Origin of the sequence: Bacillus sp. Xin1 (assembly GCF_013314535.1) — a bacterium.
GTDB lineage: Bacteria > Bacillota > Bacilli > Bacillales > Bacillaceae_G > Bacillus_A.
Genome location: NZ_JABUAE010000029.1, coordinates 1 through 24,455, shown reverse-complemented (window position 1 = coordinate 24,455; position 24,455 = coordinate 1). Strand labels below are relative to the sequence as shown.

General features: G+C 35.8%; 24 protein-coding genes and 1 pseudogene. 17 read left to right on the top strand and 8 right to left on the bottom strand.

The annotated features are described in order from the left end of the window. Positions 1-113: 113 nt before the first annotated feature. Positions 114-1,004: a Vgb family protein gene (locus HRG09_RS20485; protein ID WP_174102707.1), complete on the top strand. Its 891-nt coding sequence runs from the start codon at positions 114-116 to the stop codon at positions 1,002-1,004. A 348-nt stretch (positions 1,005-1,352) separates the two neighbouring features. Here the strand turns inward: HRG09_RS20485 and HRG09_RS20480 are convergent, their stop codons facing one another. Continuing rightward, positions 1,353-1,901, bottom strand: a complete 549-nt coding sequence (locus HRG09_RS20480) for a TetR/AcrR family transcriptional regulator (protein WP_174102706.1) — start codon at positions 1,899-1,901, stop codon at positions 1,353-1,355. A gap of 173 nt (positions 1,902-2,074) precedes the next feature. Here HRG09_RS20480 and HRG09_RS29840 point away from each other — a divergent pair, with 173 nt between their 5' ends. Both HRG09_RS29840 and HRG09_RS20475 read left to right on the top strand, forming a co-directional pair. Then, positions 2,075-2,377, top strand: a complete 303-nt coding sequence (locus tag HRG09_RS29840; protein ID WP_483862116.1) for an MFS transporter — start codon at positions 2,075-2,077, stop codon at positions 2,375-2,377. Continuing rightward, the gene (locus tag HRG09_RS20475) at positions 2,340-3,530 is read left to right on the top strand and encodes a DHA2 family efflux MFS transporter permease subunit (protein ID WP_483862115.1); all 1,191 of its coding nucleotides are present in this window, start codon (positions 2,340-2,342) and stop codon (positions 3,528-3,530) included. The genes HRG09_RS29840 and HRG09_RS20475 overlap by 38 nt, the downstream gene beginning before the upstream one ends. A gap of 388 nt (positions 3,531-3,918) precedes the next feature. On the opposite strand, the gene HRG09_RS20470 is transcribed toward HRG09_RS20475, so the two are convergent. The 3 genes from HRG09_RS20470 to HRG09_RS20460 all read right to left on the bottom strand — a co-directional run bounded on the left by HRG09_RS20470 (position 3,919) and on the right by HRG09_RS20460 (position 6,756). Beyond that, on the bottom strand, positions 3,919-5,205 hold the full coding sequence (locus HRG09_RS20470) for an MFS transporter (RefSeq protein WP_174102705.1): 1,287 nt from the start codon (positions 5,203-5,205) through the stop codon (positions 3,919-3,921). Positions 5,206-5,217: 12 nt separating this feature from the next. Beyond that, positions 5,218-5,826, bottom strand: a complete 609-nt coding sequence (locus HRG09_RS20465) for a TetR/AcrR family transcriptional regulator (protein WP_174102704.1) — start codon at positions 5,824-5,826, stop codon at positions 5,218-5,220. Between the two features lie 222 nt (positions 5,827-6,048). Next, positions 6,049-6,756 (bottom strand): DNA alkylation repair protein, encoded by a 708-nt coding sequence (locus HRG09_RS20460; protein ID WP_174102703.1) that lies wholly within the window; start codon positions 6,754-6,756, stop codon positions 6,049-6,051. Between the two features lie 574 nt (positions 6,757-7,330). On the opposite strand from HRG09_RS20460, the gene pdxR reads away from it, so the two are divergent. The 7 genes from pdxR to HRG09_RS20430 all read left to right on the top strand — a co-directional run bounded on the left by pdxR (position 7,331) and on the right by HRG09_RS20430 (position 14,647). Beyond that, positions 7,331-8,788 carry a MocR-like pyridoxine biosynthesis transcription factor PdxR gene (pdxR, locus tag HRG09_RS20455; RefSeq protein WP_174102702.1) on the top strand — a complete coding sequence of 486 codons (1,458 nt, stop codon included), beginning with the start codon at positions 7,331-7,333 and terminating at the stop codon, positions 8,786-8,788. Further along, positions 8,785-9,699: a D-alanine--D-alanine ligase gene (locus HRG09_RS20450; RefSeq protein WP_174102701.1), complete on the top strand. Its 915-nt coding sequence runs from the start codon at positions 8,785-8,787 to the stop codon at positions 9,697-9,699. Before pdxR ends, HRG09_RS20450 begins: the two co-directional genes overlap by 4 nt. Positions 9,700-9,986: 287 nt before the next feature. Continuing rightward, positions 9,987-11,201, top strand: a complete 1,215-nt coding sequence (locus tag HRG09_RS20445) for an aspartate aminotransferase family protein (protein ID WP_174102700.1) — start codon at positions 9,987-9,989, stop codon at positions 11,199-11,201. Between the two features lie 561 nt (positions 11,202-11,762). Then, positions 11,763-12,731 carry a VOC family protein gene (locus HRG09_RS20440; RefSeq protein WP_174102699.1) on the top strand — a complete coding sequence of 323 codons (969 nt, stop codon included), beginning with the start codon at positions 11,763-11,765 and terminating at the stop codon, positions 12,729-12,731. Beyond that, on the top strand, positions 12,728-13,210 hold the full coding sequence (locus tag HRG09_RS29095; RefSeq protein WP_254610137.1) for a zinc-binding metallopeptidase family protein: 483 nt from the start codon (positions 12,728-12,730) through the stop codon (positions 13,208-13,210). The genes HRG09_RS20440 and HRG09_RS29095 overlap by 4 nt, the downstream gene beginning before the upstream one ends. 78 nt (positions 13,211-13,288) lie before the next feature. Further along, the gene (locus tag HRG09_RS29090) at positions 13,289-13,657 is read left to right on the top strand and encodes a M20/M25/M40 family metallo-hydrolase (protein WP_254610136.1); all 369 of its coding nucleotides are present in this window, start codon (positions 13,289-13,291) and stop codon (positions 13,655-13,657) included. A gap of 492 nt (positions 13,658-14,149) precedes the next feature. Next, positions 14,150-14,647, top strand: a complete 498-nt coding sequence (locus HRG09_RS20430; RefSeq protein WP_174102698.1) for a DinB family protein — start codon at positions 14,150-14,152, stop codon at positions 14,645-14,647. A gap of 507 nt (positions 14,648-15,154) precedes the next feature. Here the strand turns inward: HRG09_RS20430 and HRG09_RS20425 are convergent. Together HRG09_RS20425 and HRG09_RS20420 are read right to left on the bottom strand one after the other, a co-directional pair. Beyond that, positions 15,155-15,619, bottom strand: coding sequence for a DMT family transporter (locus HRG09_RS20425; protein WP_174102697.1), 465 nt, complete (start codon positions 15,617-15,619; stop codon positions 15,155-15,157). 14 nt (positions 15,620-15,633) lie between these two features. Continuing rightward, the gene (locus HRG09_RS20420) at positions 15,634-16,056 is read right to left on the bottom strand and encodes a DMT family transporter (RefSeq protein ID WP_174102696.1); all 423 of its coding nucleotides are present in this window, start codon (positions 16,054-16,056) and stop codon (positions 15,634-15,636) included. 128 nt (positions 16,057-16,184) lie between these two features. On the opposite strand from HRG09_RS20420, the pseudogene yeiL reads away from it, so the two are divergent. The 4 genes and pseudogenes from yeiL (at position 16,185) to HRG09_RS20400 (ending at position 19,109) form a co-directional block, all read left to right on the top strand. Then, a pseudogene (gene yeiL, locus HRG09_RS20415) lies at positions 16,185-16,876 on the top strand (transcriptional regulator YeiL). A 184-nt stretch (positions 16,877-17,060) separates the two neighbouring features. Next, on the top strand, positions 17,061-18,113 hold the full coding sequence (locus HRG09_RS20410) for a flavin-containing monooxygenase (RefSeq protein WP_174102695.1): 1,053 nt from the start codon (positions 17,061-17,063) through the stop codon (positions 18,111-18,113). A 344-nt stretch (positions 18,114-18,457) separates the two neighbouring features. Continuing rightward, a complete protein-coding gene (locus tag HRG09_RS20405) occupies positions 18,458-18,706 on the top strand; it encodes a hypothetical protein (RefSeq protein ID WP_174102694.1) in 249 nt (82 codons plus the stop codon). 37 nt (positions 18,707-18,743) lie between these two features. Beyond that, positions 18,744-19,109 carry a DUF4180 domain-containing protein gene (locus HRG09_RS20400; protein WP_174102693.1) on the top strand — a complete coding sequence of 122 codons (366 nt, stop codon included), beginning with the start codon at positions 18,744-18,746 and terminating at the stop codon, positions 19,107-19,109. 84 nt (positions 19,110-19,193) lie between these two features. Here HRG09_RS20400 and HRG09_RS20395 read toward each other — a convergent pair whose 3' ends face one another. Continuing rightward, positions 19,194-20,231 carry a serine hydrolase domain-containing protein gene (locus HRG09_RS20395; RefSeq protein WP_174102692.1) on the bottom strand — a complete coding sequence of 346 codons (1,038 nt, stop codon included), beginning with the start codon at positions 20,229-20,231 and terminating at the stop codon, positions 19,194-19,196. 85 nt (positions 20,232-20,316) lie between these two features. Continuing rightward, complete coding sequence (locus tag HRG09_RS20390) at positions 20,317-21,297, bottom strand: ketoacyl-ACP synthase III (RefSeq protein ID WP_174102691.1); 981 nt, start codon at positions 21,295-21,297, stop codon at positions 20,317-20,319. A gap of 141 nt (positions 21,298-21,438) precedes the next feature. On the opposite strand from HRG09_RS20390, the gene HRG09_RS20385 reads away from it, so the two are divergent. The 3 genes from HRG09_RS20385 to HRG09_RS20375 all read left to right on the top strand — a co-directional run bounded on the left by HRG09_RS20385 (position 21,439) and on the right by HRG09_RS20375 (position 24,145). After that, positions 21,439-22,113, top strand: a complete 675-nt coding sequence (locus tag HRG09_RS20385) for a glyoxalase (protein ID WP_174102690.1) — start codon at positions 21,439-21,441, stop codon at positions 22,111-22,113. Between the two features lie 419 nt (positions 22,114-22,532). After that, the gene (locus HRG09_RS20380) at positions 22,533-23,102 is read left to right on the top strand and encodes a DUF4256 domain-containing protein (RefSeq protein ID WP_174102689.1); all 570 of its coding nucleotides are present in this window, start codon (positions 22,533-22,535) and stop codon (positions 23,100-23,102) included. Between the two features lie 539 nt (positions 23,103-23,641). Beyond that, positions 23,642-24,145, top strand: coding sequence for a GNAT family N-acetyltransferase (locus HRG09_RS20375; RefSeq protein WP_098166496.1), 504 nt, complete (start codon positions 23,642-23,644; stop codon positions 24,143-24,145). The last annotated feature ends 310 nt before the right edge of the window (positions 24,146-24,455 follow it).

Here is a 24,455-nt window from a genome sequence, read left to right as displayed (position 1 = left end):
ATAAACATGTCGACAAAATCCTGACGGGTTTCAATTTTTTTACTATGCTACCTGATGAGTAGAAGTGGTATACTCATAAACAACACCCAAAATTTTCAATGGGAGGAAATGATATGAGGATCACAATACAAGAATATGTGGTCAATGAAATAGAATCAGGACCATATGGAATAACGGTAGGAAAAGATGGGGCATTGTGGTTTACGGAGCAGAAAGGGAATCGAATTGGAAGAATAAATGCTAATGGTGAAATAAATTCTTTTCCCATTCCGACAGCAAATGCAGGAGTTATGTCAATTATTTCGGACCAGAATGGTGACTTATGGTTTACGGAATATAACGCAAGCAAGATCGGTAAAATGTCGATGAACGGTCTTTTTGAAGAATATGCACTCTCTGCAACGAATGCTGCCCCTTTTGGCATAACGGAAGGACCAGATGGAGCAATATGGTTTACAGAAATGAATAACGGTAGGATCGGAAGAATAAAAAAGTCAGGGGAAATCACCGAGTTTGAATTGCCTAACTCTAAATCATTTCCCTCTTTTATTACTCTGGGATCAGACGGGGCATTATGGTTTACACAGAATCAGAACAATACGATTGGGAGAATAACCACTAAAGGTGAGGTGACAGAATATCCAATCCCAACACCTAACTCCGGGCCAGTTGGAATTGCGAGCGGACCAGATGAAGCAATATGGTTTGTGCAAATCATGGGCAATAAAATTGGTAGAATTACGTTCGAAGGTGAGATCGAAGAATTTGTTATACCGACGCCGAACGCTCGCCCTCATGCCATAATACCCGGGAAGAACGGAGATCTTTGGTTTACGGAATGGGGAGGTAACCAAATCAGCCGAATTACAGTTGAAGGAGTTATTACAGAATATACGATACCTACAAATAATGCAGAGCCACATGGTATCACGTTTTGTCCGAATGGCGATATTTGGTTCGCTGAAGAGTGTAATCAAATTGGACGCCTAACAATCATTACGTAATAGGTATGTCATCCATCACTATGAAACTCAGAAAAGTAAATATCCCAAAACGAGAAAATTGGCATTTCCAGGTGGAAATGTACAATTTTTTTGTTTTGGAGACACTTCAAAATATTAGCTTGATGGCGATGCGGCAGGACCCCAATAAAGAGTCTACCTTAATTGGTGGACTCTTTATTTTGAACAAAATGGAAATTTGATTAGCCATATGCTACTTAAGTATAAATTTATAGAATATCGTTTATCTACTTGCTTAAAAAAAATATAGGAACCAATAGAAGGAAGCCAGTGTTTTGATCAAACTTTATTCTAAGTCCTACACGAATAATATTGATAAATGATTTAGATTTATTGCCCTTTGTACATGAAATAAATTTGATTTGCGATATAATCTGAACTAAAGTGTAGTCCATTCCTTATCCACCACATTATGATACCTACTAATGAGGCTGTTTTTATATCAACCGCAACATAATTATTAGGTAACTCCTTTTTAGTATTCTCTCTTCTCGTTTCTATTAATTCTTTTAAAAATAAAAACAATTGCTCTTCAAATTGATTCATTTTAAATAAAACAAATAAATAACTTCGGTGGGTATATAAATAATCAAGCAATTGTGTTAGCTTTTGTTTTTCTGATAAATCTTTTTCGTGTATTAAATCAACAATTTTATTAGAAAGCTCATTTAAAATCTCATTAGTAATTTGGTCTAGTAAATCTTGAATATCTTGATAATGTAAGTAAAATGTTGTCCGATTCAATCCTGCTTTAGTTGCGACTTTTTGAACTGTTAAACTTGAAATACTAGGATTCTCACATAAGAGAGAAAAAACAGCATTTTTGAACATTTCCCTTGAACGAACTGTACGAGGATCTTCTTTTTTAGGTGTAGACATTTTTAAACCCCTTTATAGATTTTTTCTTGACTTACTCGACATCGCATACTTTCTATGTCGAGTAGTAAACATTTTCAAAAAAACTGTTCATGGTCAAAGAAAATATATTTTGTTACCATTAATTTTATCGACACGATGTCGATAATTCAAGGGAAGAATGAAGGAGTTTATTCATGCAAAAGGAAATAGCAGAAAGAAATAAAAAAATCATATTAATTGTCCTAATTGCTGGCTGTTTTTTATCAACATTAAATCAGACACTATTAAATGTAGCAATGAGTAATTTAATGGAAGTATTTGACGTTAAACCTGCAACTATACAATGGCTATCAACAGGTTTTATGCTCGTCAACGGTGTTCTGGTACCGATTACAGCATTTTTAATGAAGCGTTTTACAACAAGGCAGCTGTTTATTAGCTCGATGCTCTTTTTTACTCATGGGGACTGTGCTATGTGCCTGTGCCATGAACTTTAGCATTCTGTTAACAGGAAGAATGATTCAAGCAATGGGGGCAGGAATTATTATGCCACTCATGATGACGGTTATTTTATATTTGTATCCAAGTGAAAAGCGTGGAAGTATTATGGGAACCATCGGCTTTGCCATAATTTTTGCACCAGCCATCGCTCCAACATTATCTGGTTTTATCATTGAATATGTATCATGGAGATGGCTATTTATTGGATTAGCACCATTTGTATTAATCGTAATTATTCTTGCGCTTAAATATTTAATGAATGTTGCAGACACAACAAAAGAAAAGTTAGATATCATAAGTGTCACTTTATCGACGATTGGCTTTGGTTGTATTTTGTTTGGATTTAGTAGTGCAGGAAGCAAAGGGTGGGCCCATCCAGTTGTTATTACAACAATTATCATCGAAATAATCGTTACAACTCTATTCTGTTTGCGTCAAATAAAATCTAATGATCCATTATTAAATTTATCTGTATTTAAGTATAAAATTTTCACTCTTACATCAGTTATTAACGTACTCATTACGATGATTATGTACGCGGATTTAATTCTTTTACCAATATACTTGCAAAATGGACGAGGTTTTACCGCATTTGAATCAGGTTTACTTTTATTACCTGGAGCTATAATTAATGCCTTCTTATCACCTATCACAGGTAAAATGTATGATAAATACGGGGCGAAACCACTTTTTATTACAGGTTTAGTATGTATCATTATTTCGATGTGGGGTGTAATTGATTTGACCGAATCGACAACTTATATGTATGTAATGGTTCGTACCATTATTTTACGAATTGGATTAAGTTTCATTTCGATGCCTTTCAATACAGCAGGTTTGAATGCTTTACCAAGAGAGTTGGGTTCGCATGGTTCAGCAGTAAATAATACCATTCGCCAATTAGCAGGCGCTATTGGAACCGCAGTTGTCATCACGGTGTATACAATTCAAGCAACTTCTCATGCTTCGGAGTTATCTATGGAAAATGAAAATATTTCAGCTATGCAACTAGCGAAACTGTCTTCTATCTTTAGTTCAAGTGATGCCTATGTATTTATGTTATTCTTATCTTTTGTGGCATTAATTTTTGCATGTTTCATGCCTAAAAAAGTAGCAATTCAAAAAGGCGAAGGTGAATCACATAATTAAAATCATTAACATTATTATTTATTGTATTTAAATAGAAAAAAGTATTAAACTATTAAAAAATAGTTGTAGACTCAAAGTGCTTTCTGTATATGAAAGCACTTTTTACTAACGTTCAGTTGCTTTTAGAAGAGGTATATTCAGTACAAAATTGCGAATTACATTCTTAAATTCCTCTTGATTTTCTAAGTAAGGATGGTGTTTAGCTTCTAAGGTAGCGATGGACATATGAGGGAACTTAAATTTCTTATAATGCTTTGGTCCGATAGCATCATCATTACATTCTTCATTTATATCTCCTCCTTAAGATAAGCTTTTCACTTAATAGTGCCCGATTGCGGAAAATCGTTTTCTAGTTAGTTTTTTCATGTATTAGTGGGAAAAGAACCCTTTAATAAGAAGCAGGTACTTTTCTTTCATTTTTTTCACTAACTTTAGAGTCTAACATTTTTGTTATTATGTAGTACAAAAATGTACCAGTTAATCCTAGAGTAAGAAGCAATCCCCCCATATATATGGGGCGAATCCACTCTCCAACGATGATCAACAACGAAGATACAATCATTGCTCCGTAGAAAGTTAAGCTATTAAAAGCCATATAGGTGCTACGAGCGTTAGATGGTGCAAGTTCCCCTATCATCGCCTGTTTAATAGGAACATACATCAGTTCACCAATTGTTCCAATAAACATGGAAATAAAAAGAAACAACACGCTATTTGTAAAAGCAAAAACACTAAAACATATAGAAAAGATCAACATTCCTGTAACTAGAGTCCAGCGATCACTCCACTTTTTAAATAGGAATAATACAACACTTGATAGGAGAACTACAAGAATTGTATTCTCTGTTCGGAGAAAACCCAGCATCTTTGTGCCATCAACCATGAAATCTATTCCAAACAATGAAGCTGAATGATGGGGTATATCTTTTTCAAGACGAATCCCAATATAGTTTGTTAAAGACTGTTCCAAGGAAAAGATCAAGATCGCTCCGAAAATATAAAACATAAACAGCTTATCTTTTAAAACGGTTGAATAGGTTTGAAACATCTCTATTGGTGAAAATTTTTTCTTATAATTAGAAGACTTAGATGAAGGTTCCGGTGTATAGGTTTCTGTGATGAAGAATGCGGTCATGAGTACAGATAACAAAGAGATAAGTGAAATCCCAATAAATAACTCAAACAAGTGGTTTTTAAAAAGAAACGCTCCAATGATTCCTCCAATAGCAGTTGATAAATTCCCCAACCAGTAGCTAATTGTAAATACAAGCTTTCTCGATTCAGAGTTTGTAACATCAATGATCATAGCTTGTGCTGCGGGCTGAAACATTCCTCCACAAAACATATTGATGATAAAGCATGCTGCGGAAATATAAGGAAGGTTAAACCAAGGGGAATTACAAAGTGCTATAAACAGATACGAAAGCAATATACCAAGTTCAGAATAAATCATTATTTTTCTCCGACCTATTTTGTCTGAGACATGCCCCCCGATAAAACCTCCAATAACCCCACTAATCACAATTATTATAAGAATAATCCCTGTTTCAGTAGTTCCGATTTTCTGAGAAAAATAGATTGCCAGAAAAGGTATAACTGCCATGGAAATAAGGCTACCTAGAAATTGCATGACCAGACGAAGTTTGATGTTGGGATGAATATCTCTCAATTTCATATAAATCACTCCTTATTTATTAGAGATAGGTCCAAATAATCTCAGAGCTTGTATCGTTATATCCTTCCACATCAAGTTTGTATATTCATCAATAAACGTTAAACGCATTCCGTTTAAGATGGATAAGTACGACTCAGCAATTAATGAAGGTGAGTCTTCATAAAAGTAACCAAGCCTTTGCCCTGCTTCAATAACCGGATAAATACAGTCTATAAATACATTTACGAAATCGTTTAGTTCTTTAAAAAGCTTTGGAAATCGATCAGGTCTCGCAAGAACCTGCTGGATTAGACGTAGGTATTCACTTCTCATTGAAAAGAGTTGTACATGGCAATCTATCATTTCTTTCACAACTTCAAGAGGGTCACCTTTAAAGTGTTCTTCTATCTCAATAAAATATGGTTTGATTTCCTCCAATGGCTCCAAAATCGCCGATTCATAAAGTGCTTCTTTTGAATCAAAATACGTAAATACGGTACCAAAGCTAACTCCTGATTCTTTTGCTATTTCAGCAACTGTTGTCTCTGCAAAACCATTCTCACTATATAATTTAATTGCGGCGTTTAGAATAGTAGATCTTTTTCTTTTCTTTTTTTCATCATTAGTAAGTCTAGGTTTCATTTAGATACTCCTTTCATAATAAATGATTGATTAATCAATCAAATTTTATTTCGATTTATTTCCATTGTCAATATTGATGAAGGAATTTATTTTCATATTTTTACAGTTAGTTATATTCGAACTTCATAAACGAATAAATTTATTTCAAAAGTTTTTATTCCATTATTCAACAAAAAGAGTGTCAATCTTTCTTGGATCAACACCCCGATACTAAGCTGATTTTTAACACCTTACATATTTACGTTTGAAACCAAGCCTTCCTCTCTCAATTTCTTTATGAATACTTTCGTAAGCATTTAGAAAACTGCTTTTTTTCTTGTCCCGTTTCATTTCTACTGTACCTACTTCCTTTGCGGTCTCGACTGCCTTTTCATGTAGCGGCACATATGAAATCCCTACGGTGTATAGAAAATTATTCATAGCAGATTTCGTTCGTTCTGGCGAATCATGAATCGTATTTTTCACAATTTCAAGCATATTGGAAATCTTGCTTTCGGAAAATTCATTGTCTAGGCGATTCCCTAAAAGCCAGCAGTAGCAACTCCAGCCCGCTGACATTCTCAGCTCGTCACCGCTTGCAATCCATTTATCAGCAACGTCTTGTGCAAAATCTGACTCTGATAAAGTTACTGCCACCACATAATCGGATAGCATATAAAAATACGCTCCATCCATCCAACGATCAAAATCCGACTCACTCATAGCTTTTGGGTTTGCGATAATGCCTGCAAAGTACATTGCATCGTAGTTACCTGTGGAATGAAGCTCTTCAGCTAAATGTTGATTTATTTTTATTTTCTTTGCGATTGGTTTCATAGCACCTGTAGCTACGCCAAAAAGCGGCTCGTGTGCACCATTGGATATGTATATTTTTTTCGTTCGTTCCTTACCGAGGGCTTCAAGCTCCTGCATAACTGTTTCGAAATCCATAGTTTTGCACTTCCTTCCTTAATATTAAAATCCTTTTAATTGTAACCAACTAGTTTGTATTCTTTATACAGTCTTCTGTGCTTCTCAATTTTACCATTAATCGTATTCAAGTAGGATGGTTACTGTCTATAATTCCTCAACAATTCAGCCCGATTGTTGAATAGAATGACTCGCATTTTTTTAAACAACTTTTTTGTCATTTTACACATAACATATTATTTTATATAAGTATAAATACATATTTGTTTTATTAAGTGTGTTTTCTAAGAATTATCCTTATTTCTGTATGAACTCGTATATTTCTTTGTACGTCCAAAAATGTTTCTCGGGAAACCCTGTTTGTTTCATTACTCGAATAGCTTCAACTAAGGCTTGCTTAGGATGTTCAATGGCTCTTAAAATGAGATGTAGGGTTTCCTATTATAAATTAGATGTAAAATAAACTCATGATGTTTGTAAAAAAGTTGTCTGAATGGTGTTTTTAACCATACCACTAGTTAAAGAAAATACATATGTAGTGGACCTTTTGAGATAGATATAATTATGTGAAAATGATGGTAAGGAGGGCAAGGAAGTGTTTAATGATTTTGAGTTTGGAGACAACCGCCCAGTTTATATTCAATTAAAGGATCATTTGAAAAAAATGATTATGAAAGGCCAACTATTGGAGCATCAGAAGCTCCCATCTACCCGAGAATTAAGCAATTTATTATCGGTTAGCAGAACGACTATTCTTACTACTTACGCAGAATTAGAGCAAGAAGGCCTAATTTATGCGATAAAGGGAAAAGGAAATTTTGTAGGGAAAGTTGATGCATCCAAAACGCCGTCCATCGAACTAAATTGGGAAGAAAAGCTTAATGAAGTAACTTTTCAAGCCGATGAATTGGATTTAATGAAGCACGGTGTTCGCTGGGAAAAAGGTATGATTTCATTCAATAGCATTGCCCCGGATGAAAAGCTTTTTGATGTCGAAAATTTTAAACGAGCTTTTTTAACGAGGTTATCCAATGAAGGAGATATTATTTTGAACTACGGATATGCCAAAGGGTATAGACCCTTAATTCATTACCTTCTTCATTATATGGAAATGAAAGGCGTAGACACTTCCAATAAAGATATTCTCATTACGAATGGCTTCACTGAGGGTCTGGATATTTTTTTGTCTTCTTTTGCTAAAAAATCCGGGCGTATTATTTGTGAAAACCCTACCCATCATACTGCATTAAAGCTATTTCGATTACATGGATATGAAATCCATGGTATAGAGATGAAGGATGATGGTATCGATATTTGTCAAGTTGAGAAAAGTTTGGCGGAAACAGATTTTGATTTTGCTTATCTAATTCCTTCCTACCATAACCCTACTGGGATTGTCACCTCCTCCGAAAAAAGATCTGAAATGATGAAGCTTTTTTCAAAATATAAAATTCCAATTGTAGAAGATGGCTTTAATGAGGAGTTGCGTTATTCAGGTTCACATTTAGCGCCGTTATTGACGTTTTCTGGACCCGGGAACAACGTTATTTATATTAGTAGTTTTTCAAAAGTTCTTTTTCCGGGTTTACGTGTCGGTTGGATTTTAGCGGATAAGAAATTAATCCACTACTTGGAGAGTATGAAAAGGGCACGTAATATTCATACGTCCACATTGGATCAGGCAGTGCTTTATCAATATTTACATGACGGCTATTTCGAAAAATATTTAAAAAAGGCCAAGGCCATTTATAAGAAAAAATATGAACTAGCCCTTCATTCTTGTAAGAAATACATTCCATATAAAAGAATGACTGGAGATGGAGGACTTCATCTTTTTATAGAATTAGAAGAAGGAATACATGCACGTACACTTTTGAAAAAATGTTATGAAAAAGGAGTTGTTTTTTCTCCTGGAGATGTCTTTTACACAGATGGAAAGGGCAGCAATACATTTCGATTAGGATTTTCCCGGTTAAAAGAAGAGGATATTCTCAATGGAATAAAGATCATTGGTGATACGTTGAAAAATGAATATGAGGAGTTGGAAAAATGAGAGTTGGCGTTATTATGGGAGGCGTGTCCTCTGAAAAACAAGTATCCCTCATGACGGGGGAAGAAATGATTGCACATTTGGATAAGAGTAAGTATGAAATTGTCCCTATTACACTACATGATAAAAAAGAGCTTGTTGAAAAAGGAAGCGATCTTGATATTGCATTGTTAGCACTTCATGGAGAATATGGGGAGGACGGCACGATTCAAGGTACATTAGAAACGCTAGGTGTTCCATATACCGGAAGCGGCATGCTATCAAGCGGTATTTGTATGGATAAAAATCTTTCGAAAAAAATGATTCGTTATGATGGGATTCAAACACCAGATTGGATTCATCTTTCAAATAGGGAAGAGCTTCAGCTTGATGAAATAGATAAAATGGGATATCCGTTAGTAGTAAAACCGAACTCGGGTGGTTCCAGTGTAGGAGTAAAGATCGTATACGATAAGGAATCTTTACTTGCCTCTCTTGAAGATGTATTCAAATGGGATGCTGAAATCGTGATTGAAAAATATATAAAAGGCGAAGAAATTACATGTTCTATTTTGGATGGAAAGCTTTTACCGATTATTTCGATTCAACATATGGCCGAATTTTTTGATTATCATGCGAAATACGATGATGTCGCTACGATTGAAGAGGTTGTAGAACTTCCGCCTGCAACATATGAACGTGTCGCAGAAGCTGCAATGGCGTGTTATAAAACATTAAAATGTAGTGTTTATGCGAGAGTGGATATGATGATAAAAGACGGAATCCCATATGTGATGGAAGTGAATACATTACCGGGGATGACAAAAAGTAGCTTACTGCCTAAAAGTGCCCATGCAGCGGGAATTTCTTATAACAAGCTATTAGATATGATTATTGAAACCTCCTTACAAGTTAGAAGGAGTGAAGGTTTTTAATAGCATTAATAATATTTAAATATAATTTATAAACTGAAAATTCTGATGAAATTATTATTTTTAGTTGCTCAGTTTCTGATAGTTGTAGGAACAAAAAAGTATCTCGTTTTTTCTATCATTCGCTAAATATATAAGATTATTGAAAAGGACAATAAATAAAAATTCTATGCTCATATATTTTTTCTAACACGTAAATCGGATGACGGTGTAGTCAATTCAGAAGTTGTACCGAATTTTTGTGTTAGAAAATGTAAAAATACTATGATTACACCTAGGGGGAATCATGCATGACCGATTGGTTTCAATTAGATAAAGAATATGTAATGTCTGCGTATCACCGCATGCCAGTTGCTATAGAAAAGGGAGAAGGTTGTAAGCTTTATGATGTGAATGGTAAAGAATATTTGGATTTATTTTCTGGTGTAGGAGTGAATATATTAGGCTACAATCATCCTAATCTTATAAAAGCTACCTTTGAACAAAGTACGAGATGTTTACATCTTCCCTTTCATTTCTTAAACCCAGCAGCTATTGAGTACGCTCAAAAATTAGTGGAACATTCTTTAAAGAACGGGAAAGTCTATTATACAACCTCTGGTGCAGAGGCTACTGAGGCAACCTTAAAATTAATCCATAAGTACAGACAGATAACAAATCAGAAACGTGATGGTGTGATTGTACTTAAAGAAAGCTTTCACGGACGTACATTAGGTGCTCTTCACTTTACAAGACAAGAAAGTATATATCAAAATTTTCCACGTACATCTATTCCTGTATATGAAGTGGAACGAGAAAATTTAGAGGAACTAGAAAGAACGATACGCAAGGAAAACCCAATTGCTATTATGCTAGAGCCAGTATTAGGAAGTGGCGGGGTATATCCTTTGTCGGGTGAATATTTAAAGGGTGTGGAAGAGCTTTGCAGACAGTATAATTTGTTATTTATTGTTGACGAGGTGCAAAGTGGGATAGGGAGAACGGGAAAATTGTTTGCTTATCAGCATTTTGATATTACACCTGATATTATTCAATTTGGTAAAGGAGCAGGTGGCGGTACACCGTTAGGAGGGATAATAGTAGGTTCACGACTTTATGATATATTCTCACCAGGCGATCATGGAACGACGTTTGCACATTCACCGATTGGTACAGCTTTAGGTTTAGCTATATTAAAAACATTAATTGACGATGGTTTAATGGAAAGGTCTTATGAAATGTCACTATATTTAAATACTAAACTTCAAGAAATTCAGAAGGAAAACCCTTATCTTATTAAAGAAATACGTCACTGTGGGATGATGTTTGGAATTAGTATTCATGATACGAATGAAAATGTGAAAAAACTACAATTAGAATTATTGGATAAAGGAATGCTAGTCGATGTTACACAAGGGAATATTATTCGTCTACTTCCCCCTTATATTATTACAAAAGCTGAAATCGATGAATTTATTCATCAATTCATTTCTTGTATCTCTAAATCAGTCGCATTGACAAGCTAAGTGTTCTTCTATTTACGATTGTGGCGCTAGAATAAAGTCGTACTGTTATATCCCTTTAGCTATTATTATAGTTAAAGGGTATTTATTTTTGATGGAAGGCATGGAACAGAAGAGTAGGGTGTAGGTTTAAAATAAAGTTCGATAATTTCCGTAGTCTTTTCAGAATAAATTAGTTAAAAATAAAAGACTACATACTATACGCAAAAGAGTATAAAACAAAGGAATTATATAAGGGATTAATTGGTTTTGGAGGAGGACATAGCCTATAGCAGGAGGCGTATCCGCAGATGTAAAGCATCGAGGTTCTTAAAAATAAGAATAATCAACTAAACAAAGGATTATAAATTGGGGTACCACCACATTGCCATCAACTTAAGAAAATAAGTCACCCCAAAAACGATAAATAAGCTTCTTCGTTACAAGAAAGCCTAAAAATTTCGTTCTAGAGGTGCAATAAAACTTTAGCTTGATAGTTATGTGTCTCTATCCCAAATTGTTCAATGTAATTAAAATAAACTTTTCTTTTATCACAATTATTGAATTCAAGGAGAGTGGATGCAGATGCATGCTGAAATCAAATTCATTCATCACGTCGGTCATGTAGTCTCCGATATGGAAGCTGCACTCGAGCTGTACAGAAAACTGGGATTTGTCTGTTCGCCGCCGTCCTATCCGGCAATGGCCGAAAATGAGGGAGAATCTCTGAAGCCATTCGGAGCAGCCAATTCTCATGCCGAGTTTTTGGGCAGCTTCATCGAAATCGTAACGGTTGCCGAGAAAGGCGCGAGGATTCCGAGCAATGCAAAACTCGTTCCGCTGCAGGCACCGCCGAATGTGCTCCAAGCAATAATCGGAAAAATCAAACGCACTGTCGATACTGTCTCCAGATGTCTGTCCCGTTATGAAGGAGCGCATATTCTTTGTTTCGGTACCGAGGCCGCCGACCAGACAGCGGATCGTTTCCAACGGAGTGGAATCAGTCATAGCGGCGTTAACACCGTGCAACGACCTCTTGAGATGTCCGGGGGAATTCAACTTATTCCCGTGCGCTATTTGGAAATTGACGGGGACAACGTGCACGAAGGTCGTCTGGCTGCAGCGGAAAATCCTCCCTTAGCCATAATGAAGGAGCAAATACCTCCGAACCATCCGAATGGGGCGACGGATCTAGTCGAATCAATCTTATGCGTAGACGATTCTGAGCTGGACGAATTCACTGAGCGATACGGCCGATACTTGGATTGTGAGGTCCGGACGGATGGAGTGACGCACATCTTCAACTTGGAAGGAGCTCGCATCACAATCGTTCCCGGATCGCGGTTGTCAGAGCTGCTACCAGGAGAGGTGGCCCCCCCAGTGTCGGGATTCGCCGGGTACGCGGTAGCAGTGAGCGACATCTCCCACACTCGAAGTTATCTCGAAGAGAATGGTTTACCGATAGCGGAGACGAACTCGGGCGACCTCTTCGTACCGGCGGCCTCGGCGCTTGGTACTGCTATTGTGTTCAGGAAAGCGGTATGCTCTGTATGAAACATTATCTTGACGTAGAACCCGCGCCAACTTACGGTTTTTCTCCTGATAATGAATTTCCGATGATGCACGCCGAAAAAGGGCAAATTAACGTGAAACTGACTTTAAATGGCAGTGAAGAAGAAAAACATGGAACTATTTTAGTTAACTTTTCTTCGAGTGACAGGGGAAACATGGTACCTGGAAAAGCCGTTGCTGAAATTAAAACGAAACAACCTGAGGAACTTGTGAATCGTTTTAAAACATATTGTACGGAACAGGGGCTGCATGGAGAGGTCAGCAAGTCTGGTGAAACGATTATTTTAACCCTTTACGGTAAAACTGTGCATGGTATGGAACCGCAAAATGGAGTGAATACCGGACTGGAGTGCCTGCATTTCTTAAACTCATTAAGCTTTGCGGGTAGTGACAAATCATTTATCACATTTGCCGAAAACAGCCTATATAGAGATCCTTTTTGGGAAGAGTTGGGAATCTAATACAGTGAAGATGTGCTCGGACCTTTAACGGTTAATGCCGGCATTTTTAATTACAATCATACAGGTGGATCAATTCAGTTGAACATTCGAATCCCATTAAATAATGATCACCAACATACCATTGAAATGATCACGAAAAAAGCTGAGACCTGCCATTTTACAATCGCTGATGCGCAACAATTCTCTACACATTATATCCCTGCCGATCATCCAATGATTAAAACACTACAATCGGCTTATCAATCGATTACAGGGGATGAACCCACACTTTTAACATCGGGCGGGGCAACATATGCAGCGTTAATGAAAAATGCAGTGGCTTACGGTGCGCTTTTCCCTGGTAAGGTAGATAGCTCTCACCAAATTGATGAATTTATAGAAATCGATGATTTAATCAAAGCGACAGCCATCTATGCCAAAGCATTATATGAATTAAGCCACTTATAAAATCAAAGGCCAGGTATGTCGTTTAGCCAACAGTTCAACTAGAAAAATAAAATGTCCCCTATAGAGTAGACACTTAAAAAGGTCTGTCCTATAGAGTACTTTACTTGTCATGATGAAGGAATAAAAGCTGGATGAGCCGAATAAGTCATAGTGATCATGGTTTTGTTGTATTCCCAATATAAATGATTGGAGTATTTCATTGAGAATATTTTTTCGTTATATGGCCGACAGTCGAAAATGAAGGTTATTTTATGCGTATGAATGGCTTTTTCGAAGTTGATTGAGGATTATTGTTATCGTCACTCGGAAATTTCGGATTACCCTGCCATGTTGGAGAGAATTAGAAGCTGGAGAGAAAGATATGTCTAATATGGAAGGGACCGCTTGGATTTGGTTTTTACCTTTTTAGGACCGATTAATTATACTATAGTCAGATTTTTTCTTGTCTTTTAACTTTGAAAGATTATACTAAACAGTGAGGAGATTGGTTGTATGCAAGTTGTAACCAAAATGTTTTTAGAACAACTCGACATGCATTGTCATGAGAATGATTGGTTTGCATCTATGGATCAGGCGCTTCATGGAGTCAGCGCAGCTGAGGCAGCATGGACAAGTTCGGGAATCAGCAATTCGATTTGGCAGATTGTCAACCACTTGATATTTTGGAATGAAGACGTAATCCATCGAATCAAGGTAACAGAGAATCCGCATAAGGCAGAAGACAATGAAGAAACCTTTGGAAATCCGGGGGATCCAGAAGACGAAATTGGGTGGACCCAGACAGTGCAGCGCCTCAATGAAGTCATGAATAAATTAAAAACGGTCATTGCGGACCTTGACGATGAAAAGTTAAAAGCTCCGTATGCAGCTAACAGGTACTCTATTGAGCGTTTACTCAGCAATATCATGATGCACGATACATATCATCTCGGCCAAATTGTTCTGTTGCGAAAGTTGCAATCCTCTTGGGGCGGCGTTGATTGGTCCTAAAGCACCATAATTCCGCGACCTTCCTCGCCCAGCCGTAGAAGCAATATTGAAGGTGTGAAACCACTTTACATTCTCTATATGGTGAAGCGGGTGATTTTCCTGTTTTATGGATGGCTAAACTGGTGTGATAGTCAAATAAATTAGAACGTATTTGCAGAGAGATCTTTCGCATATTTCATTGTTTAACAGTTGGGCGCTTTTCTTAAATAAGAAGACGTCTTTTTGCATGTACAACACAATAGGAATTGAGTTTAATGAGCCGTAAAAAAGGTTGTGAAGTCCTGTACTTAAAGTAAAGGGGTGCTTTTCTTCAATAAGCATATTCAACAATCGGGCGCGATTGTTGAATAAGAAAGGAGATTACATATTAGTCATATAAAATATGTAATCTCCTTTAAATTATTTATCTTTTTTTAATTTAGGTCTTGATAAACTCATCTCTCTGTTTTTTATCTTGCACTAACAGGTAATTATGCCCCAATGATTAAAGCATCACTCTATCTGTTGTTAGAGCTGCACCCTACTATTTTTCACAGGTTCGTATGTCTTATCCAGTATTAAGTTATAAGTCAGTCCAAGTAATACTAAAAAGCCTCCGATTATTTTGCCGATAGACACATCGCCTGAATTGAAAAAATCAATCAAAACGCCCATAAACAATTGCCCTACAAAAATCAATAACGTTAAATAGAAAGATGAGATTTTAGGGGTAATATAGTTTGACAGCACGATTACAATAACACCTACTAAACCTCCTAAATACACTACAAATGGTATAGATTGTAATGTTGCGGTTGATACGTGAAGAGATTCATTGCTAAAGAGTAAAAATAAAAAAGAAAAGAACAGTCCTGTAATATAGTTAAAAAATGTTCCTTGGAAAATTCCAATTTTTGCTGCTAAGTTAGCATTAATAATTCTTGCAACTACAATAGAGATTCCAGCTAGTATGGCAATGCAAATATATAACATAATTCGATCCTCCGTTAAAAAATAGTCATTACAACAATTCCCGAAGAAATCAGAAGTAATCCAAACATTTTTTTCTTTTCAAATTTCACGACTTTCATACCTAATAAGCCGAAATGATCGATAATAATAGAAGAAACGGATTGCCCGAGTAAACTTAAAGCGATGGTGATAGACACGCCAAGTGCTGTGAAGCTTATATTACTAAACAGTACAGTAAATACACCAATGGCTCCTGCGCTATAAAGATAAAGTGGTATCCCTTTTTGCATACGAAGCTTAGATTTGCTAGCGAGTAAAACAATGACAATGCCAACTAACTCAACGATATGAATTATCACACTAGACATATAGTTACCCGTCATTTCAGATAAGATCCCATTTAGAGGAATCATAATGGCAATAAGAGCACCTATAATAATTGAGAGTAAATTATACAATGACGTTTCCTCCTTACAAATTTACATGTAATGTATCATGATTAAATCGTGAGCTACTATGACATATGTCATAGTGAAAGGAAGAAATTTTCTTTATAATGAAAATGAGTTATAAGGGTGGGGGATGTATGAAGAAAATATGTAATTCATATAAGTTAGATGAGTTTGTTAAGCAGAATAATATTGAATCGTTTTTTAGCAATGACATGAAATCATATATGGAATTATTACTCTTTAAAAAGAATGAACATATTTGTAAGGAGAATGAGATATTCATTATCTGTATTTTTTTGTTGAAGGAAAAGCGAAGGCGTATAATACATTAAGTAACGGGAAGTCTGTATTGTTATGTTTCTATGATAACTTGCAAATATTGGGGGATGTTGAATTAATTCACTCGCAAAAAACAGCTTCAAATGTACAAGTGATGGTAGATTCTTATTGCATTGGAATCCCTTTAGAAAAGGTGAGAGAAAGGTTACTTCAGGATGCAACTTTTTTACGGTATATTTGTGGCTCCTTATCTCATAAGTTAAATAGACTTTCTAAAAACAGCACGATTAATTTACTATATCCTTTGGAGAATAGACTAGCAAGTTACATTCTTGCCACTGGGGAAAGCCTTACTCATAATGAACAAAGAATTATATTTAATGGGAATTTAACTGAGACATCGGAATTGCTAGGAACAAGTTATAGGCATTTATTGCGAACGTTAAATACCCTTTGTGATAAAAGGATAATAAGAAAGAATAACGGTTGCTTTGAAGTGATAAATATAGATCGTTTAAAAGAGCTTGGAGCTGATGTTTATAAATAAAAAAGAGATACTTGATGATGAAGAAATTTCTTAATTATTAAGTGTCTCTTTTTTGTGTATAATTCAATTATAAATGGTGTTATTTCCCTTGATTTGTAAAAAGAAAATGGATATGATGGAACAAAACATATGAACATATGAGCAAATGTTCATATGTTTTGAGTGATGAAACGAGGGGATAAAAATGTTAGACGTAATTATAGTAGGAGCTGGTCAAGCAGGGTTAGCTATGGGGTATTATTTGCGGCAAGGAAATTATAACTTTGTATTATTAGATGGAGAAAAAAGAATTGGTGATTCATGGAGAAACCGATACGATTCTTTACAATTGTTTACGCCAAGAGGCTACTGTGCATTGCCAGGTATGAATTTAAATGGAAATCAAAATGAATTTCCTAGTAAAGATGAAATTGCAAATTATTTAGAAGTGTATGCGAATCATTTTTCCATACCGGTGAGGCTAAATACGGATGTTTCAAAAATAAGAAAGAAGGGACATGAGTTTGAAGTCTACACTTCTAAAGAAATTCTACAAGCTAAACGGGTGATTATCGCATCAGGTGCTTTTCAAAGGCCATTTATTCCTTCCATTTCTCAAAATCTTTCCAATGATATTTTTCAAATCCATTCTTCACAATATCAATCACCAAAACAAATTCCTGAAGGGCCAGTTCTTGTCGTTGGAGGGGGGAACTCTGGTACACAAATCGCAGTAGAACTTGCAGAGTCTCGCGAGGTTACGATTGCAGTGAGCCATCCTTTTACATTTCTTCCACTACAAATAATGGGGAAAAGTATTTTTGCTTGGCTGGAAAAAATAGGTCTATTATATGCCGGAACCAATACAAGGCGGGGAAGATGGTTTCATAAGCGGAAAGATCCTATATTTGGTTTTGAATGTAGGGAGTTGATTCGTCAGGGGCGAATAACAGTGAAACCAAAGATAGTAAATACATTGCAGAATAAAGCAATCTTTTCAGATGATAGCACATGCCATGTTCAGAATGTAGTCTGGTCTACAGGGTTTATACCAGATTACCAGTGGATTGAAATAGAAGGTGCAGTGAATCAAGCAGGGTTACCGATTCATACGAGAGGGATAAGCGGGGTGAAAGGGTTATACTATATTGGATTACCTTGGCAGCATCAAAGAGGGTCCGCGCTTCTTTGCGGGGTGGGACGAGATGCAGAATTTGTGTTTTCAATGATTGAAAGGGAAGAAGAGGAACTTTCATAAACAAAAAAAGGATCGGTCACAAAGTGTACCGATCAAAATATATGTACATCAATTAGGAGAGGTAAAACTTGATTACATCTATTGTATCGTATTCTGATAATTCCGAAAACAAAAAAGTGATCTCTATATGTTGAGAAAGTTTTTTACACCGAAATATATGGAGAATTAAGAATATTGTATGTGAAATGTGTCGTGTGAGTTTTATCTTAAGAAATAATAGCGATAATTTTTTGTATTTTTTTGAAATAAATTATGATAAATTCATAGTATGTATACAGTTGTTAAATTATGTAAAGTTTGTTACTCCTATAGTATATCTATCAATATAGAGAGAGGGATAGAATATGAAATTTGATGATCAACGCTTACTTGGGGTTCGATTGGGTTCTTTACTTATAACGGAAGAAAATAAATATTTAGTAATAAAGAAAAAAGAACATTATTCTTTATTAAACATTGATACCTTAGAGTGTACACCTCTTGAAGTGTCATTAGAGCATCTTGAAGAAATGCTTCATGAGGACTTTCAAGAAAACATAAAGGAAATGATTGCGCCGGAGCATTTGAAAATTGTAGCAAAAAATATTGTATAAAGAAAAAAGAAGAATGAAATGTTAGGTGGGGATATAGATGGAAATACGTGTTCATGAAAAAGAAAATTCTAAAGTTGCTATTATAGAAAGTACTGATATCGTAATAGAGGATGTACAAGGGGCATTAGACTTAATGGCATCCATCAATTATGAGCATGATTGTCAAAAAATATTGATTCACAAAATCAATATTACAGAGGAATTTTTCAATTTAAGAACTCATCTAGCGGGTGAAATTTTACAAAAGTATATGAACTATGGAGTGAAATTAGCTATTGTTGGGGATTTCAGTGTATATAATAGTGAAAGTCTTGCGGATTTTATATATGAATGTAATAAAGGAAAGGCAGTATTCTTTTTAAGAGATGAAGAATCTGCTTTAAGTGCTCTTCACTCTGTATAGTATTGGATTTTTATATTTCTTGTCAGAACGAAAAAAGCTAGTCTTTTGCTAGCTTTTTTATTATAGCCCTTTTACTAAAGCTTTCTATAGTTTTAATAAGTTAACAATCTCTCCAATCATTCCTTCGTTTTGATGAACACCTAAATCCGAGTTTGTCATAATGACAGCGCCAGTACCTCTATAAGGATATGCATCCATCATGCATTGAAATCCAACGTCCCAGCCAAGTGACGAAATTTCTATCTCTTGATTTGGATTGTCTAGAAATACACCTAATCCAGTCCACTTTGAACAACCTTGTGGAGAAATCATTTCTTCTGTTATTTTTGAGGAAAGACCGAGTTTACTATTTCCTTGTAAAGACTGGATGATTTCAATTACTAAAGCGGCTAAATCTGTCGGAGTTGACCAAACTCCTGCAGCAGCTGAATATGGGTAGAACGGATATTTCCCCTCTACTACATGTCCGTTTTTATCATGACCACAAGCAAAACGATCATTTGTGATATTTTGCTTAGGATACAAGAGTGTACTGTTATTCATATGTAAAGGTTCAAATATGAACTTTTGTAATAATAGATCAAAAGGTTCTCCGGTAACGTCTTCTATGAGTTGTTCTATTATACAATATCCAGCGTCTGAATAGTGAAAGGTGCTTTCTGGTTCATGCTGAATCTCAATTGGGACTGGGCAATAAGATGTGTGCCCTTGAAGAATTTGAAGAATGGTAGGGTTACCTTTTGCGGAATGATATATATCAAAGCTTTCAGGCGGATCAATGATTCCTGATTGATGACTTAATAGATTTCGTAATGTAATTTTTTTATCAAGAGTAAATTGATTTTCAGGAACTTTCCATGAGGTAAGCCTATTATTCACATCATCATCTAAATCTAGTATTCCTTGGTCTGTTAATTTCAATACGAGCATTGCTGTAAGGAATTTACTTATGGAACAAGCGTTGAAAATAGAATTTATGTTCACTTCTCTAGCTGTCCCCGATTCAAGTGATCCAAAGCTTTCAGTGTGTTCTAATTTTCCGTCACGAATCATAGCTAAGCTTAGTCCAGTTACAGAATATTTCTTCATTCTTTCATATATATGTAATGTTCCTAATGTCATATAATTACTCTCCTTTTTAGTATTACGTTCATTATACAATATAAGGAATAGAAAAGGCTGATGTAATAAGACATCAGCCTTTCTGTTATATATTCCATTTTAAAATAAGTCCCGCATGTACAAGTCCTCCACCAAATCCGTATAAAAGTAAAGTATCACCATTCTTAATTTTTCTATCCTTTAATCCGATATCAAGTGCTAGAGGGATAGAAGCAGCAGAAGTATTTCCACAATATTGTAGACTCATAAGTGTGTTATCAAGAGAAATGCCAGTTCGTTCACAAATGGATTCAATCATCCTTAAATTAACGCTATGCGGAATAAACCAATCAACATCTGTTACATCTAAATGATTTTTTTCTAGTAATTCTTGTACGCCTTGTGGAACTGTGTTTACGGCCCATTTGTAAACAGCTCGTCCGTTTTGCACGAGGTAAGGTGTATCTTGTAATGGGGTTCCATTCATTGTTTTGGATAAGGCGGTTTGATATAAGTTAATTCCGCCAGAACCTTTAGATCCCATATGAGTTCCTAAGAAGCTTGGATTGTTTTCATCATATTCTACAAGAGCTGCACCAGCGCCGTCCCCGAACAGAATGCAAGTTGTGCGGTCGCTATAATCTGTGATTTTTGAAAGGGTTTCAGCTCCAATCACAAGTATCTTTTTGTTAGTCCCGGAAGTAATGAGGCCGTTGGCAACAATCAATCCATATACAAATCCAGCACAAGCTGCACTTAGATCAATTGCTCCTGTACGAGGTATTTCAAAATGAGCCTGAACTTGACTTACGGTATTTGGAAACATGTAATCAGGTGTAGCAGTTGCGACAATAATACAATCAACGTCATCAAGAGAAACTTGGAATCGGTCGATTAAGTTTTGTACTGCTCGGATACATAATGTTGTAGAGAATTCTTCAGGGGAAGTAATTCTTCGTTCATGCATACCAGTCCGCTGTACAATCCATTCATCTGTCGTTTCCACAAGGTTTGATAAATCTTTATTTGATAGAACTTTCTCAGGTATATAAGTCCCAACAGCTGTAATTCGCGCTTTTGAATTCATAAAAATACCCTCTTTTGATACTAGGTTTTAATACTTAGTTATAATTATAAGTTAGTTTTCCGATTAATTCAATTATTTGTAAAATTAAGGTATTCATTATAGAATCTGAATATAAAATTGAAATAGAAGGAGGTGTTTATAATGTTGATTAATAAAGTTACTTTATACAGTAATACTTTAGAAGAAATGAGAAAGTTTTATAATAATTCATTAAGTTTTCAGCTAATACATAGTGATGAAGCGAGTTTTAGCATTCAAGTAGGAGAGAGTGAATTAGAATTTCGTAAAAGTCATTCAAACACGAAGCCGTTTTATCATTTTGCGTTCAATATACCATCCAATCAATTTGCTGAAGCGAAAGAATGGGCAAAAAAGAAATTCGTTTTAAATGTAGAGGATGGAGCGGATGAAGTATATTTTTCACGTTCGAATGCACATTCGTTCTATCTTATGGACCCAGCGGGGAATATAGTAGAGTTTATCTCTAGACATACGACATCTTCAGAAAGTAATGAACCTTTCTCTATTGATTCAATATTAAATGTGAGTGAAATGAGTTTGACGACAGATGAAGTTCTTAAAGTAGGGAAGCGATTAATAAACCATGGGATTCTGGTAAGAGACGGAGAAGCGTTAAGTAATGGTTTTCAGTTTATGGGAGAAAACGGAGTCTACTTATTATTAGGGCCATCAGGGCGCCGATGGTTTTTCTCGGATGTAGATGCAGAAGTTCATCCGTTAATAATAGAAGTTGATCACAAAAAACAGATTGAGATAAATAGACAAGGGGAATGTAATATATCTATTAAAAAATAAAGAGAACTAGCCTCATTTATTTAGAAATAAGGGTAACAATATTATGATGTTTTGGAGAATCTTTTGTATCCCAATATGTATAAAGTCCAACCTGTCATAATGAGTGGAATGATGATTGTTTTATGTTCAATCTGTTTTTTGAAAAAAGTTGCGAAGCTATACCCTTTTGGACATTTATGTCTGAAGGGGTGTTTTTATGACTAAAAGAAAAAGAACATCTGAATAAAAGGTAGATTAAGGAATTGTTGAGTGACAATAAGTTGTTCCGTTAAAGGGTCAGATTGTGAGGAAATGGATTTACTAAATTATATAATTTATTGTAAACTGAATTCACATAATTATTTAAATGATTTACTATAAAACAAATATTTATATATACTTAAACCATTATGAGTAATAACAATAAGGAGGAAACTAGCATGACAAAGAGAAGTGAAAAGGAGTTGTCACTAGAACAACGTGAAGAATTACTCGGAGCATTGAAAGATCGTTTTGAGAAAAACATGAACCGCCATAAAGGCCTTGAATGGACTGAAATCCAAGAAAAGCTAGATGCTAATACTGAAAAAATGTGGTCGCTCAATGAGATGGAAAGAACGGGCGGCGAACCGGATGTTGTTGATCATGATAAAGAGAAGGGCGAATACATTTTTTATGATTGTTCAGTGGAAAGTCCTAAAGGTCGCAGAAGTGTTTGTTACGATCGTGAAGGGCTCGAGTCAAGAAAAAAACATAAACCAGAAAATAACGCTATTGATATGGCAACTGCCATGGGCATTGAACTATTAACGGAAGAACAATATCGGGCGTTGCAGAAGCTTGGGAATTTCGATATGAAAACGTCGAGTTGGGTGCAAACACCCTCTGATATTAGAGAACTCGGCGGTGCCCTTTTTTGTGATTGTCGCTTTGGACACGTCTTCGTGTATCACAATGGAGCAGAATCCTATTATGCCGCAAGAGGTTTTCGTGGCTCATTAAGAGTCTAAATTTTGCATAGACAGCTAAAGATTACCTTGGGAAAAGTTTTAATTTCATTCTTCAACTTTCGAGCGCAATTGTGAAGCTACATAGAAAGGAAATGATCAAACTTTTTTATAAAAGAATGATTCAATAAAATATATTAAGAGCGTGTTTTGATTAATCTTTTTTCAAAACACGCTCTTTCTTTTTGCTTGTTTATCAAGGCTATTAGTATTAATTTGATCAATCTTTATTCTAAAGCTACAAAAGGGTTTTCTACTGTAATTGTAATTTCTAACTTCTTTAAATATCATATTGTAGATTTAAAATAAAGTTTGATAATTTATAATAAAGCTTGATAATTAGTAAAAAAGTTTGATAAAAAGGTCTATTTTGTAGGGGAATTGCTTATGCATAAAATAACACTATTTTTTTATATACTGTTGCTATAAACTCTCGAGAGAGTTGGAAAATAGATTCGCGAATCAACCGGGTTTCCAACCTGATGTAGTGATGAGGTGCGAAGCTATTATGAGTGCAGTGACATAACTAGGAGGTTTCCACTATGACAGCTTTATTTAAAGCTATGGCGTTCCAGCTGAAAACTGAACGACTTGACCTGAGTATGTGGGAGGAATCCGATTCAGCCTGGATGAGAAAATTAATTGGCGAACGTGGTGTGGACATGCCAACCCTTGACGCCGTTCGTAGCCAGCTTATCGAGATGCGCAAGAGAGCAGTCGAAAATGGCATTTCCCTTCTCACTATTCGCCGACGAGACGAAGGCGATTTCATCGGATACTGTGGCTTGATTATCGGTCGTTCCACACTTGAAGAGCCGGAGATCGCATACGAGTTGTTCCGCAGTGTTCATCGTAAAGGCTATGCGACTGAGGCAGCATCCGTTGTGCTGGACGCTGCGATTGCTACCGGGCGCCACAGACTTTGGTCGACTGTACGCGCTTGGAATGTTGCGTCCTTTCGGGTGCTAGAGAAGATAGGATTTGAGCGGCATCACAGTACGTGGGACGAGCGCGGTGAGATTGTTTGGAACGTACGCGATCTTTAGAGATCCCGACCTAATTCGAAACTATGGAAAAGGAGAAAAGGTCATTAGTTTAGGGGAGAATCCACATCGCTATCAAGCTAAGCTCATACAACGTCAATTATAGTAGAGGGTGTTTCTTTTTTTAAAAGGCTACGTGTAGGGAATTTAAAGATTTGTATACGAAATAAACCCTAATGGGTTTCATTTTTTTGATTTAAGCCGCTTGATTATCAGGCATGGTACAATTGTAAACGACACCTAATATATCAAAGACTGTTTTCTTCTCATACCTATGAGATTTTCGTCCGTTTTGCTGTAGGAGGTTGAACAG